This window comes from Marinibacterium sp. SX1, assembly GCF_050389775.1.
In the GTDB taxonomy this organism is placed as follows: Bacteria; Pseudomonadota; Alphaproteobacteria; order Rhodobacterales; family Rhodobacteraceae; genus Marinibacterium.
This window is the reverse complement of sequence record NZ_CP177144.1, coordinates 4616096-4629134: the sequence shown is the minus strand read 5'-3', so window position 1 is coordinate 4629134 and position 13039 is coordinate 4616096. Positions and strand designations below refer to the sequence as shown.

The window sequence follows — 13039 nt, the reverse complement described above, 5'->3', positions numbered from 1 at the left end:
CCGATCATGGCGCACATGGCAGGGCAGGGCGGCGCAGGGGAATGGCCGTCGATGCCTTGCCAAGCAGGGCCTCAGGGGCTATACGCGCGCGGTGGTCCCGCTTGGGACCCGGAATCAACGTGCCCCTTTCGCGGGCCCGTCATCAAGCAACAAGAAACGCCGTGGCTGGCCCCAGATCGCTTCGGGGGTCACATCCGGCAAGGAGAAGCGACATGAAACTCAACGAACTGCGCGACAATCCCGGCGCAACCAAACCGCGCAAGCGCATCGGCCGCGGCCCGGGTTCGGGCACCGGCAAGACCGGTGGCCGGGGTATCAAGGGTCAGAAATCGCGTTCGGGTGTGGCCATCAACGGCTACGAGGGCGGCCAGATGCCGCTCTACCAGCGTCTGCCCAAGCGCGGCTTCAACAAGCCGAACCGCAAGGAATATGCCGTCGTCAACCTGGGCCTGATCCAGAAATTCGTCGACGCCGGCAAGATCGACGCAACCGCCCCCGTGACCGAAGACGCCCTGGTGGCTTCGGGCCTGGTGCGGCGCAAGCTGGACGGCATCCGCATCCTGGCCAAGGGCGACCTGACCGCCAAGCTGGACCTGCAGGTGACCGGCGCGTCGAAATCGGCCGTCGAGGCAGTCGAAAAGGCCGGCGGTTCGCTCACGGTTGCGGCAGCGCCCGCTCCGGCAGCCGACTGAGCGCCAAGTAACGGGTTGTGAGCGGCCCGGGCGCCGCTTACATCTTGGCACGACCTTCTGACGCCGCCCGGGCCCCGTTAAGCCCTCGGGGCGGCGTCCCCATATAAGAAAGAGCCGGTTCATGGTATCAGCAGCGGAACAGATGGCGGCCAACACGAGCTGGGCCGCGCTTGGCAAAGCCACCGACCTGCGCAACCGCATCCTCTTCACCCTCGGCCTTCTGATCGTCTATCGCCTTGGCACCTACATTCCCGTCCCCGGCATCGATGCCGGCGCGCTGCGGGAATTCATGGAAAGCGCAGGGCAGGGGATCGGCGGCATGGTGTCCATGTTCACTGGCGGCGCGCTGGGACGCATGGGGATCTTTGCCCTGGGCATCATGCCCTATATCTCGGCCTCGATCATCGTCCAGCTGATGGGCTCGATGGTGCCCGCGCTGGAGCAGCTGAAGAAAGAGGGCGAGCAGGGCCGCAAGAAGATGAACCAGTACACCCGGTACGGCACGGTCGTGCTGGCCGTGGCCCAGGCCTATGGCCTGGCGGTGTCGCTGGAAAGCGGGGACATGGTGACCGATCCGGGCCTGTATTTCCGCATGGCCTGCGTGATCACCCTGGTCGGCGGCACGATGTTCCTGATGTGGCTGGGTGAACAGATCACCGCACGCGGCGTCGGCAACGGCATTTCGCTGATCATTTTCGTGGGCATCATCGCCGAGATCCCGGCCGCACTGGCCCAGTTCCTGGCAAGCGGCCGTTCGGGCGCGATCAGCCCGGCAGTGATCGTGGGGGCCATCCTGATGGTCGTCGTGACGATCATGCTGGTGGTCTTCCTGGAACGCGCACTGCGCAAGATCCACATCCAGTATCCGCGCCGCCAGGTCGGCATGAAGGTCTATGACGGCGGCTCGTCGCACCTGCCGATCAAGGTCAACCCGGCCGGCGTGATCCCGGCGATCTTTGCCTCGTCGCTGCTGCTGCTGCCGGTCACGATCTCGACCTTCAGCCAGGGCGCGGCGCAGGGCACGGTGATGTCCTGGCTGCTGGCCAACTTTGGCCCGGGCCGGCCGCTCTACCTGCTGTTCTTCACGGTGATGATCGTCTTCTTCGCCTATTTCTACACGTTCAACGTGTCGTTCAAGACCGACGACGTGGCCGACAACCTGAAGAACCAGAACGGCTTTGTGCCCGGCATCCGCCCCGGCAAAAAGACCGAGGAATACCTCGATTACGTGGTGTCGCGTATCCTGGTTCTGGGCTCGGCCTACCTGGCCGGCATCTGTCTGCTGCCGGAAATCCTGCGGGGCCAGTTCGCCATTCCGTTCTATTTCGGCGGGACTTCGGTGCTGATCGTCGTTACGGTGACCATGGACACGATCCAGCAGGTCCAGAGCCATCTGCTCGCGCATCAGTACGAGGGGCTGATCGAGAAATCGCAGCTGCGTGGCAAATCCAAGAAACGTGGCAAGCGGAGCCCGGCACGTAAATGAACATCATTCTTCTGGGCCCGCCTGGAGCGGGCAAGGGGACGCAGGCGCGTCACCTCGTCGAATCGCGCGGCATGGTGCAGCTGTCCACCGGGGACATGCTGCGCGAAGCCAAGGATAGCGGATCCGAAATGGGTCAGCGGGTGGCCGAGGTCATGGCCAAGGGCCAGCTGGTCACCGACGAGATCGTCATCGGCCTGATCCGCGAGAAGATCGAGGCCGGCGACGGAGCCGGATTCATCTTCGACGGTTTCCCCCGGACGCTGGCCCAGGCCGACGCCCTGGGCGAACTGCTGGAGGCCACCGGCCAGGGGCTGGATGCGGTGATCGAGATGGCCGTCGACGACGAGGCCCTGGTGCGGCGGATCACGGCGCGGTCGACCTGCGGAAGCTGCGGTGAGGTCTATAACGACATTACCAAGCCGATCCCGGCCGATGGCAAATGCGTGAAATGCGGCGGGACCGAGTTCAAGCGCCGGCCCGACGACAACGAGGAAAGCCTCCGCACGCGGCTGATGGAATATTACAAGAAGACCTCGCCGCTGATCGGCTATTATTATGCCAAGGGCGATCTGACCAAGATCGACGGGCTAGCCGAGATCGACGCGGTGCGCGACTCGATCAACGAGGTGCTCGACGCCTGAGGCGCGGGATCTTCCGAACAGATCAAACAGGACGGCCGGGCATCGCAGGATGCGCGGCCGTTTTGCTTTTGGTGGCCGTGGCGCGGTCGCAACTAGGGGCGGGTTGCTTGGGCGTGGGTTAGGGATCGGGCGGCTTCAAGGGCTGTGCCGGAGGTGTCGATCAACGATTGCGATGTGGCGGCGGCAAGGGCCGGCCTGCTGAGGCGAGGCTGTCGAACAGGGCAGGTGCGGCGGTCCGATGCGCAACGCAGTGCGGGCGCGCGAGCTGAGAGGGGAGGGCGGTCCGGATTGACGGGCGACAGGGGGGCCACATGTTCGGGGCGGTCCGAACGATCTGTCAGGCGGCCCTGAGCCCTGTGAGATAGCGTCGGACGTGATCGACGGTCACGCCGTCCAGGCGCTGGCGGGCGACATGGGCCAGGTTCTCGTCGGCCAGGCCGTTGGCATAGCCCATGTCCCAGCCCGCAAACTGGCGTTCGCGGATGCGCATCGCCGGCCAGATGTCGATCTGGTCGTGCCGCGGGTCGTCGAGGATCGAGCGCAGGATCGGGCGGACATCCGCTTCGTGGCCTTCGAGGAATTGCATGAAGGCCATGTTGGTGCGAAACAGGTAGCCCGTCACGCCCGTGGCGGCATTGCGCGCCCGCGCGACGCTCAGGATCTCGTGATCCGTTGCATTGCCGCTGCCAAAGAGCGAACGGCTCGTATAGAAGACCTGGTAGATCATCGGGTTCCGCCAGCTTTCCTGTCCGGGCACAGGATAATCTCTCCGACGCGGACCGGCAAGTTCCGGCGCGTTGCCGATATTTCTTGACAAATCCTTCCGGGAAGGGTTGACCCGTTTCCTGAATGCCCCTATCCACCACCGTCGCTTCCCAGAATCGACGACGGGCCCCGGATTCGCCGGGCTCGGGATTACCTCGGAAAATGCCAGGCCAGGGCCATGCGGTCCGTGGCCTTGCGTTGTGAAAAAAGGGCCTGGAGCTACGGGCTCGCAACGAAAGGACAGATACACGTGGCACGTATTGCCGGCGTCAACATCCCGACTGCAAAGCGGGTGCCTATCGCCCTCACCTACATCACCGGTATCGGTAACACTTCGGCCAAGGCCATCTGCGAGGCCGTGGGCATCGACCCCACCCGCCGCGTGAACGAGCTGTCGGATGCCGAAGTCCTGCAGATCCGCGAACACATCGACGCCAACTACACCGTCGAAGGTGACCTGCGCCGCGAAGTGCAGATGAACATCAAGCGCCTGATGGACCTGGGCTGCTACCGTGGCCTGCGCCACCGTCGCAACCTGCCGGTTCGCGGTCAGCGCACCCATACCAACGCACGCACGCGCAAGGGCCCCGCAAAGCCCATCGCCGGCAAGAAGAAGTAAGGGGGTCTGATCAATGGCACGTGATAAAACCCGCGGGAAGCGCAAGGTTTCCAAGAACATCGCCGCAGGCGTGGCGCATGTGAACTCTTCGTTCAACAACACCAAGATCCTGATCTCCGACGTCCAGGGCAACGCCATTTCGTGGTCGTCTGCCGGCACGATGGGGTTCAAGGGGTCGCGGAAATCCACGCCCTACGCCGCCCAGATGGCGGCCGAAGACGCAGGCCGCAAGGCCCAGGAACATGGCGTCAAGACGCTGGAAGTCGAAGTTCAGGGCCCCGGTTCGGGTCGTGAATCGGCTCTGCGCGCCCTGGCTGCCGTGGGCTTCAACATCACGTCGATCCGCGACGTGACGCCGATCGCTCACAACGGCTGCCGCCCTCCGAAGCGTCGCCGCGTCTGATCGACAATTCATTTCGAACGGGGCCGGGCAGATGCTCGGCCCCCTTCAGTCATTCGTAAACCTCGGGACGCTCGCCAGATCGGGTCAGGCAGGCGGGCAAGCATGGAGGGACTGCATGATCCATAAGAACTGGGCCGAACTGATCAAGCCGACGCAGCTTGACGTCAAGCCGGGCAATGATCCCGCGCGTCGCGCCACCGTCGTCGCCGAACCGCTCGAACGCGGGTTCGGCCTGACATTGGGCAACGCGCTTCGCCGCATCCTCCTGTCGTCGCTCCAGGGCGCGGCCATCACCAGCGTTCAGATCGACAACGTCCTGCACGAATTCTCGTCGGTTGCCGGCGTGCGTGAAGATGTGACCGATATCGTCCTGAACCTCAAGGGCGTTGCCCTGCGCATGGAAGTCGAAGGGCCCAAGCGCCTGTCGATCTCGGCCAAGGGGCCGATGGTTGTCACCGCCGGCGCGATTTCCGAAAGCGCGGGGATCGAGGTGCTGAACCCCGATCACGTGATCTGCCATCTCGACGATGGTGCCGATCTTTACATGGAACTGACGGTCAACACCGGCAAGGGCTATGTGTCGGCCGACAAGAACAAGCCGGAAGACGCGCCGATCGGGCTGATCCCGATCGATGCGATCTATTCGCCGGTCAAGAAGGTGTCGTATGACGTCCAGCCCACCCGCGAGGGCCAGGTTCTGGATTACGACAAGCTGACCATGAAGGTCGAGACGGACGGGTCGATCTCGCCGGATGATGCCGTGGCCTTTGCCGCGCGGATCCTGCAGGACCAGCTGTCGATCTTCGTGAACTTCGACGAGCCGGAAGCGGCTGGCCGCCAGGACGAGGACGACGGGCTGGAATTCAACCCGCTGCTTCTCAAGAAGGTCGACGAGCTGGAACTGTCGGTCCGTTCGGCCAACTGCCTGAAGAACGACAACATCGTCTATATCGGCGATCTGATCCAGAAGACCGAGGCCGAGATGCTGCGGACGCCCAACTTTGGGCGGAAGTCGCTGAACGAGATCAAGGAAGTGCTGTCGGGCATGGGTCTGCACCTTGGCATGGATGTCGAGGACTGGCCGCCGGACAACATCGAAGACCTGGCGAAGAAATACGAAGACGCGTTCTGATCCACCCGGGTCGGAACCCGTAGGATGGGTGCAAGCACCCATCCTACGACCATCCTACGAAGACAAATGCCCGGAACGATCCGGGGAACGCACGGGCAATACCGCCCCAAGGAGAGGGCCCCGCAACGCATGGGGCTCCGGACAAAGCACAAAGCACCAGGAGAACAGACATGCGTCACGCCCGCGGATACCGCCGCCTGAACCGCACCCACGAGCACCGCAAGGCGCTCTTTTCGAACATGGCCGGCTCGCTGATCGAGCACGAGCAGATCAAGACGACCCTGCCCAAGGCCAAGGAACTGCGCCCGATCGTCGAAAAGCTGGTCACGCTGGCCAAGCGGGGCGACCTGCACGCCCGCCGTCAGGCCGCAGCCCAGCTGAAGGAAGACAAGGACGTCGCGAAGCTCTTCGAGGTTCTCGGCCCGCGCTACAAGGACCGCCAGGGCGGTTACATCCGCATCATGAAAGCCGGCTTCCGCTACGGCGACATGGCGCCGATGGCCATCATCGAATTCGTCGACCGCGACGTCGATGCCAAGGGGGCCGCCGACAAGGCCCGCCTGGCCGAGGAAGAAGCCGCCGAGGGCTGAGCCTCCGCGCCGTTTCACGGATAGAGATACGGAAAACCCCTGCCGGACCCGGCGGGGGTTTTTCTTTTCGGTGCCGCCGCGTTGATCGGCCGTTAAAAAACCTTGCGCCGACCAATGCCTGGGTTGCCATCACGAGTGAACCCGGGACCACTGCGCCGAGTGGCTAGGCTGCCATTGCGTCGAGTAATGCAGCTACGACCGCGTTGATTGATGCAGAGACCACTGCACCAAATGATGCAAGTGCGGCTCAGAGAGATGTTTTGACCACTGCGACGGGCGATGTCCGGACGACGAAGACGCCTATGGGTGCCCCGATCGTAGTTGGGAGTGGTGGACAGTTGGCCGCGCCACGTAATCTGGGGCCGTCGCAGTGCTTTGTACCGAGCGACCGAGCGCCCGAACCATCAAGTAAATCGGCCTCCGCCCGGTGCCCCGGGCGACGCCGAGAGGACGCCTCAGGCGGCCTGGCTGTCGGTCAGCGCCTCTTCGGTCACATTGACCAGCCGGCCCTCGGGATCCTGCAGGAAGAACCGGCGCTGGCCATGACCCTCGGCCCAGGGATTGCGCAGGATGCGTGCGCCCAGAACCCTCGCACGGATGCGCACGGCGTCGATATCGGCCACCTCGATCGTCAGCTCGGGCAGCCCGCCCGCCCCGTCGCCGTCGTCGCCGCATTGGGCCAGCGGCGCACAGCCCGGTTCCAGCGTTACCAGCCAGCCCGTGTCCATCGCGCAATCCAGGCCGAAAAGCGCTTCGTAAAACGCGCGGGTTTCGGCCGTGCTGGCGGCCGGAGTGGTCTCGGGTGCGGGGGCGGTGTGCAACTGGATCGGCATGAGAGGTCTCCTGCGGGGGACCGGGCGGCGCGCAGGGCGGGGTCCGGTCGGAATAAGGTCTGGAAAGGGTCTTGGATCGTCGGTCCCTGTGCCTGTCTTCCCTGCATCAACGCAAAGATCCGCCCGCCTGTTCCCGCGGCGCCCGGGCGCCGGCCGGGCCGGACCGGCGGAGCGCCGCTTGCAAAAGCGCGCGGGGCGAAACATATCTCGGCCATGAAACGCCTCGTCCTCGCCGCGCTGATCGCGCTGGCCCCGCCCGTTCTTCACGCCGAAACCCGGGTCCCGACCTCGCAGGCCGAGATCTCGCTGGGCTTTGCGCCGCTGGTGCGCGAGGCCGCGCCGGCGGTGGTCAACATCTACGCCCGGATCGTGACCCAGGGCAGCAGCACGCCGTTCCGGGGCGATCCCTTCTTTGAGGAGTTCTTCCGCGGTTTCGGCCAGAGCCGGCCACGGGTGCAGAATTCGCTGGGCTCGGGCGTGATCCTGTCGGACGATGGCATCGTCGTGTCGAACTATCACGTTGTCGGCCAGGCCACCGACATCCGCGTGGTCCTGAACGACCGGCGCGAGTTCAACGCCCAGGTGCTGCTGGCCGACAAGGAGGCCGATATTGCCATTCTCAAGCTCGACGGTGTCGAGGATCTGCCCTCGCTCGACCTGCGCGACAGCGACCAGGTCGAGGTCGGCGAGCTGGTGCTGGCCATCGGCAATCCCTTCGGCGTGGGCCAGACCGTGAGCAGCGGCATCGTCTCGGGCCTGGCCCGGTCGGGCACGGCCACGGGCAATGCGCGGGGCTATTTCATCCAGACCGATGCACCGATCAACCCGGGTAATTCGGGCGGCGCGCTGATCGACGTGAACGGCGACCTGATCGGCATCAATACCTCGATCCTGACCCGGTCGGGCGGGTCGAACGGCATCGGTTTTGCCATTCCCGCCAACCTGGTGCGGGAATTCGTGCACCAGGCCCGGGCGGGCAACGCGCGGTTCGAACGGCCCTGGGCCGGGGTGACGGGCCAGAATGTCGATGGCGACCTGGCCGCGTCGCTGGGCCTTGATGTGCCCGAAGGCATCCTGATCGCCGGGCTGCATGCGGCCTCGCCGCTGGCGGCCGCCGGGCTGCAGGTGGGCGACGTGATCACCGATGTCGACGGCCGGCCGGTGAACTCGGGCCAGGAAATGCTGTTCCGCATGTCGGTCAAGGGTTTGGGCGAAACCGCGCGGGTCACGGCCTGGCAGGGTGGCGAAGAGCGCAGCTTTGACGTCGAGATGATGGCCGCGCCCGAAGATCCCCCGCGCGAGGCTGTCGTGCTGGACGATCGCACCGTGCTGCCGGATCTGAAGGTGGCCCGGGCCAACCCGGCGGTGATCGCCGAATACGGGCTGTCGCTGACCACCGAAGGTGTCGTCGTGACCGACCCGGGGGCCAATGGCCTGCGCGCCGGGTTGCGGCCGGGTGACGTACTGCTGGAAATCAACGGCGATCCGGTCGGGGCCCCGGCAGACGTGGCCGAGATGCTGGCCGATCCGGGCCGGCGGCTGGTCATCGAACTGGGCCGCGACGGCCGCCAGGTTCAGCTGCGGTTCCGCCTGTAACGCCATGGCCGATCTCTTCGACACCGAGCCCCGCAGAGAGGCCACCCCGGGGACGGCGCCCGATGCCGCGCCCGGGACCGAGCCGCACCGGCCGCTGGCCGACCGGCTGCGGCCGCAGACCCTGGGCGAGGTGATCGGCCAGGAACAGGTGCTGGGCCCGGATGCGCCGCTGGGGGTGATGCTGGCCTCGGGCTCGCTGTCGTCCCTGGTTTTCTGGGGCCCGCCGGGCGTGGGCAAGACCACGATCGCCCGGCTGCTGGCCCAGGAGACCGACCTGCATTTCGTCCAGATCTCGGCGATCTTCTCGGGCGTGCCCGAGCTGCGCAAGGTGTTCGACCAGGCCAAGATCCGGCGGGGCAACGGCCGGGGCACGCTGCTCTTCGTCGACGAGATCCACCGGTTCAACAAGGCCCAGCAGGACGGGTTCCTGCCGCACATGGAAGACGGCACCATCCTGCTGGTCGGAGCGACGACGGAAAACCCGTCCTTCGAGCTGAACGCCGCCCTGCTCAGCCGGGCGCAGGTGCTGATGCTGACCCGGCTGTCGGACGATGACCTCGAACGGCTGATCCTGCGGGCCGAGGGCGAGCTGGACCGGGCCTTGCCGCTGACCGACCGGGCGCGGGCCTCGCTGCGCGACATGGCCGATGGCGACGGCCGGGCGCTGCTGAACCTGGTCGAGCAGATTGCGGCCTGGGACGTGGCCAAGCCGCTGGATCCCGACCAGTTGTCGGCCCGGCTGATGCGCCGCGCGGCGCAATACGACAAGTCGGGCGATGCCCATTACAACCTGATCTCGGCGCTGCACAAATCGGTGCGCGGGTCGGACCCGGACGCGGCGATGTACTGGCTGGCCCGGATGCTGACCGGTGGCGAAGACCCGCGCTACCTGGCCCGGCGCATCCTGCGCATGGCCTGGGAGGACATCGGACTGGCCGATCCCCAGGCCTTTACGATCTGCACCCAGGCCTGGGAAACCTATGAACGGCTGGGCTCGCCCGAGGGCGAGCTGGCCCTGGGGCAGGCGGTGGCCTACCTGGCGCTGGCGCCCAAGTCGAACGCCGGTTACGTGGCCTACAAGGCGGCGATGGTGGCAGCCAAGAAGACCGGCTCGGCCCCGCCGCCGATGCATATCCTCAACGCGCCGACCGACCTGATGCAAAGCCAGGGCTTTGGCGCGGGTTATCAATATGACCACGATGCCGAGGACGGCTTTTCCGGCCAGAACTACTTTCCCGACGGGATGGACCGGCCGGGGTTCTACCAGCCCGTCGAACGGGGCTTTGAACGCGAGCTGCGCAAGCGGGTCGATTATTTCGAAAAGCTGCGGGCGCGGCGCCACGATGGCGAGGGATAGGCGCCCAGGACGGCGCGGAACGGCCGGCCGGAGCGGGCCCGGACGACACGAGCGGTTGACATCCGGGCCATGCGGGGCAAGGGAAACGGCATGATCTCGACACTTCTTCAGGTGGCCCTTGGCGGGGCCCTGGGGGCCATGGCCCGGTATCTGTCCGGCGTGGCCCTGTTTCGCGCGCTGGGGCCGACGGCGATGCCCGTCGGCGTGCTTGGCGTCAACATCGTCGGATCGGCGATCATGGGGGCCTTTGCCGTTCTGGCGGCCACGCGCGGGCTGACCCATTGGGGGCCGTTCGTCATGACGGGCATGCTGGGCGGGTTCACGACCTTCTCGGCCTTCTCGCTGGAAACCATCACGCTGATCGACCGGGGCGAGCTGGGCCTGGCCGGACTGTATGTCGGCCTGTCGGTGGTCTGTTCCATCGGCGCGCTGTTCCTGGCCATGGCCGCAACGCGGGCGGTGCTGGCATGAGCGGGGTGCAAACGGTGACTGTCGAGCCGGGCGAGGGCGATCAGCGCCTCGACCGCTGGCTGAAACGGCGCTTTCCGCAGATCAGCCAGGGCCGCATCGAAAAGATGTGCCGCAAGGGCGAGCTGCGTGTCGATGGCGGGCGGGTCAAGGCGTCGACCCGGGTGGAAGAGGGCCAGCAGGTGCGCGTGCCGCCTCTGCCCGAGGGCGAGGCCCCGGCGCCGGTGCCGGCTCCGCGCATTTCCGAGGCGGATGCCCGGATGATCCAGGGCGCGGTGATCTACCGCGACGACCATGTCATTGCGCTGAACAAGCCGGCCGGGCTGGCCGTGCAGGGCGGTTCGGGCCAGACCCGCCATGTCGACGGGCTGGCCGAGGCGCTGCGCTTTGGCTACGACGAGAACCCGCGGCTGGTGCACCGGCTGGACAAGGATACCTCGGGCGTTCTGATCATGGCCCGGACCCGGGCCGTGGCGGCCGGGCTGACAGCGGCCTTCCGGCACCGCGAGACGCGCAAGATCTACTGGGCGGTGTCGGCCGGCGTGCCGCTGCCGCGGATGGGCACGATCAAGACCGGGCTGGTCAAGGCCGGGGGCCACGGACAGAAGGGCGAGGGCGAGAAGATGCGCGTCGTCATGCCCGACGAGATCCGCGAGACACCGGGGGCCAAGCGGTCGATCACCGATTACGCCGTGCTGGAAAACGTGGCCCAGCGGGCGGCCTGGGTGGCGCTGGTGCCGATCACCGGCCGGACCCACCAGCTGCGCGCGCATATGGCCGAGATCGGCCATCCCATCGTGGGCGACGGCAAGTACGGCGGCTCTGGCCAGGAAAACCTGGGCGACGGCTGGGGCGCGCAGCTGGGCGGCGACATCAGCCGCAAGCTGCACCTGCACGCCCGGTCGCTGACCCTGGAACACCCGGTGACCAAGCGCCGGCTGCACCTGGTCGCGGCGCTGCCCGAACACATGGCCCGGACCTGGAAGACCTTTCAGTGGGATCCGGCCGAGGTGCCCGAAGACCCGTTCGAGGACGAGACATGAGCGACGATCTGAAACTGGTCATCTTCGATGTCGATGGCACGCTGGTCGACAGCCAGGCGGCCATTGTCGCGGCCATGACGGCGGCCTTCGAGGCCGTGGGCGTGTTGCCGCCGGAACGGTCGGTGATGCTGTCGATCGTCGGCCTGTCGCTGGACCGGGCGATGCCCGTGCTGGCGCCCGAGCTGGACGACGATCTGCATGTCACGATGATCGAGGCCTACAAGGCGGCCTATCATGCCAACCGCCTGACCCTGGGCGCTGCGTCGATGCCGCTTTATCCCGGCGCGCGGGAGGCGCTGGATGCGCTGGTGCAGATCCCCGAGGTGCTGCTGGGCGTGGCCACGGGCAAGTCCCGGCGGGGGCTGGACGCCATGATCGAGGCGCACGGGCTGGAAAAGTACTTCGTCACCCGCCAGGTGGCCGATGACCATCCGTCCAAGCCGCATCCGTCGATGATTTTTACGGCGATGGCCGAAACCGGCGTCGACCGCGGCCGCACGGTGATGATCGGCGATACCGAATTCGACATGGCCATGGCCGCCGCGGCGGGTGTTGCCGGGCTGGGGGTCAGCTGGGGCTATCACCCGGTGCACATGCTGGCCCCGGCCCGGGCCGTGCTGGGCCGGTTCGACGAATTGCCGGGCCAACTGGACAGCATCTGGACGGAGGCCGCGGCATGAGCGAATGGGCGATGAAACGCTTCTGGACCGAAGTGGCGGTCGAGCCGGCCGGCGATGGCCACCGGGTCACGCTGGACGGGCGCAAGGTCAAGACCCCGGCCAAGGCCGAGCTGGTGCTGCCGACCGAACCCATGGCCCGGGCCGTGGCCGATGAATGGGCGGCCCAGCAGGACAAGGTCGATCCGCTGACCATGCCCTTCACCCGTTCGGCCAATTCGGCCATCGACCGGGTGACCCACCAGCGGGCCGAGGTGGCCGACATGCTGGCCGCCTATGGCGATGCCGACCTCTTGTGCTACCGGGCCGATGCGCCCGAGGCCCTGGTCGAGCGCCAGGCCGCCAACTGGGATCCGGCGCTTGGCTGGGCCGAGGCCGTGCTGGGCGCGCGGCTGGAGCCGCGCAGCGGGCTGATGCATGCGCCGCAGGATGCCGCCGCGCTGGACCGGCTGGCCGGCAGGGTCCACGACTTGGGGCCGTTCCACCTGGCCGGGTTTCACGATCTCGTGGGGCTGACCGGCTCGCTGGTCCTGGGCTTTGCCGCTGCTGCCGACTGGCGCTCGGCCGACGAGATCTGGGCGCTGTCGCGGCTGGACGAGGATTGGCAGGCCGAGCAATGGGGCGTCGATGACGAGGCGGCCGAAGAGGCCGAGAAGAAGCGCCGCGACTTTGCCCATGCCAAGCGGTTCTTCGATCTGTCGGGCCCCTGGGCCGGGCTCTGATTGCCGCTGGGGCAG

General features: G+C 66.5%; 15 protein-coding genes. 13 read left to right on the top strand and 2 right to left on the bottom strand.

All coding sequences use genetic code 11. The features are described 5' to 3' along the window. Positions 1–212: 212 nt before the first annotated feature. From rplO to ACK3BB_RS20955, 3 genes are all read left to right on the top strand, one after another. Positions 213–692, top strand: a complete 480-nt coding sequence (gene rplO / locus ACK3BB_RS20965) for a 50S ribosomal protein L15 (protein WP_428926580.1) — start codon at positions 213–215, stop codon at positions 690–692. A gap of 121 nt (positions 693–813) precedes the next feature. Further along, the gene (gene secY, locus ACK3BB_RS20960) at positions 814–2178 is read left to right on the top strand and encodes a preprotein translocase subunit SecY (protein ID WP_428926579.1); all 1365 of its coding nucleotides are present in this window, start codon (positions 814–816) and stop codon (positions 2176–2178) included. Then, the gene (locus ACK3BB_RS20955) at positions 2175–2819 is read left to right on the top strand and encodes an adenylate kinase (RefSeq protein ID WP_428926578.1); all 645 of its coding nucleotides are present in this window, start codon (positions 2175–2177) and stop codon (positions 2817–2819) included. The genes secY and ACK3BB_RS20955 overlap by 4 nt, the downstream gene beginning before the upstream one ends. A 337-nt stretch (positions 2820–3156) precedes the next feature. On the opposite strand, the gene ACK3BB_RS20950 is transcribed toward ACK3BB_RS20955, so the two are convergent. Further along, the gene (locus ACK3BB_RS20950; RefSeq protein ID WP_428926577.1) at positions 3157–3576 is read right to left on the bottom strand and encodes a BLUF domain-containing protein; all 420 of its coding nucleotides are present in this window, start codon (positions 3574–3576) and stop codon (positions 3157–3159) included. A 258-nt stretch (positions 3577–3834) separates the two neighbouring features. Here ACK3BB_RS20950 and rpsM point away from each other — a divergent pair, with 258 nt between their 5' ends. From rpsM to rplQ, 4 genes are all read left to right on the top strand, one after another. Beyond that, a complete protein-coding gene (gene rpsM, locus ACK3BB_RS20945; protein WP_428926576.1) occupies positions 3835–4203 on the top strand; it encodes a 30S ribosomal protein S13 in 369 nt (122 codons plus the stop codon). A 13-nt stretch (positions 4204–4216) separates the two neighbouring features. Beyond that, on the top strand, positions 4217–4606 hold the full coding sequence (rpsK, locus tag ACK3BB_RS20940; RefSeq protein WP_088650264.1) for a 30S ribosomal protein S11: 390 nt from the start codon (positions 4217–4219) through the stop codon (positions 4604–4606). A gap of 115 nt (positions 4607–4721) precedes the next feature. Continuing rightward, the gene (locus tag ACK3BB_RS20935) at positions 4722–5738 is read left to right on the top strand and encodes a DNA-directed RNA polymerase subunit alpha (RefSeq protein WP_428926575.1); all 1017 of its coding nucleotides are present in this window, start codon (positions 4722–4724) and stop codon (positions 5736–5738) included. Between the two features lie 170 nt (positions 5739–5908). Beyond that, entirely contained in the window at positions 5909–6328 is a 420-nt protein-coding gene (rplQ, locus tag ACK3BB_RS20930) for a 50S ribosomal protein L17 (protein ID WP_428926574.1), read from the top strand. A 455-nt stretch (positions 6329–6783) separates the two neighbouring features. Here the strand turns inward: rplQ and ACK3BB_RS20925 are convergent, their stop codons facing one another. Continuing rightward, on the bottom strand, positions 6784–7161 hold the full coding sequence (locus ACK3BB_RS20925; RefSeq protein ID WP_428926573.1) for a VOC family protein: 378 nt from the start codon (positions 7159–7161) through the stop codon (positions 6784–6786). 213 nt (positions 7162–7374) lie between these two features. On the opposite strand from ACK3BB_RS20925, the gene ACK3BB_RS20920 reads away from it, so the two are divergent. The 6 genes from ACK3BB_RS20920 to ACK3BB_RS20895 all read left to right on the top strand — a co-directional run bounded on the left by ACK3BB_RS20920 (position 7375) and on the right by ACK3BB_RS20895 (position 13024). Next, complete coding sequence (locus ACK3BB_RS20920) at positions 7375–8757, top strand: trypsin-like peptidase domain-containing protein (protein WP_428926572.1); 1383 nt, start codon at positions 7375–7377, stop codon at positions 8755–8757. 4 nt (positions 8758–8761) lie between these two features. Then, positions 8762–10114 carry a replication-associated recombination protein A gene (locus ACK3BB_RS20915; protein WP_428926571.1) on the top strand — a complete coding sequence of 451 codons (1353 nt, stop codon included), beginning with the start codon at positions 8762–8764 and terminating at the stop codon, positions 10112–10114. A 90-nt stretch (positions 10115–10204) separates the two neighbouring features. Next, positions 10205–10585 (top strand): fluoride efflux transporter CrcB, encoded by a 381-nt coding sequence (crcB, locus tag ACK3BB_RS20910; RefSeq protein ID WP_428926570.1) that lies wholly within the window; start codon positions 10205–10207, stop codon positions 10583–10585. Next, on the top strand, positions 10582–11625 hold the full coding sequence (locus tag ACK3BB_RS20905) for an RluA family pseudouridine synthase (protein ID WP_428926569.1): 1044 nt from the start codon (positions 10582–10584) through the stop codon (positions 11623–11625). The genes crcB and ACK3BB_RS20905 overlap by 4 nt, the downstream gene beginning before the upstream one ends. Continuing rightward, a complete protein-coding gene (locus ACK3BB_RS20900) occupies positions 11622–12305 on the top strand; it encodes an HAD-IA family hydrolase (RefSeq protein WP_428926568.1) in 684 nt (227 codons plus the stop codon). The genes ACK3BB_RS20905 and ACK3BB_RS20900 overlap by 4 nt, the downstream gene beginning before the upstream one ends. Beyond that, a complete protein-coding gene (locus ACK3BB_RS20895; RefSeq protein ID WP_428926567.1) occupies positions 12302–13024 on the top strand; it encodes an ATP12 family chaperone protein in 723 nt (240 codons plus the stop codon). The genes ACK3BB_RS20900 and ACK3BB_RS20895 overlap by 4 nt, the downstream gene beginning before the upstream one ends. Positions 13025–13039 lie beyond the last annotated feature (15 nt).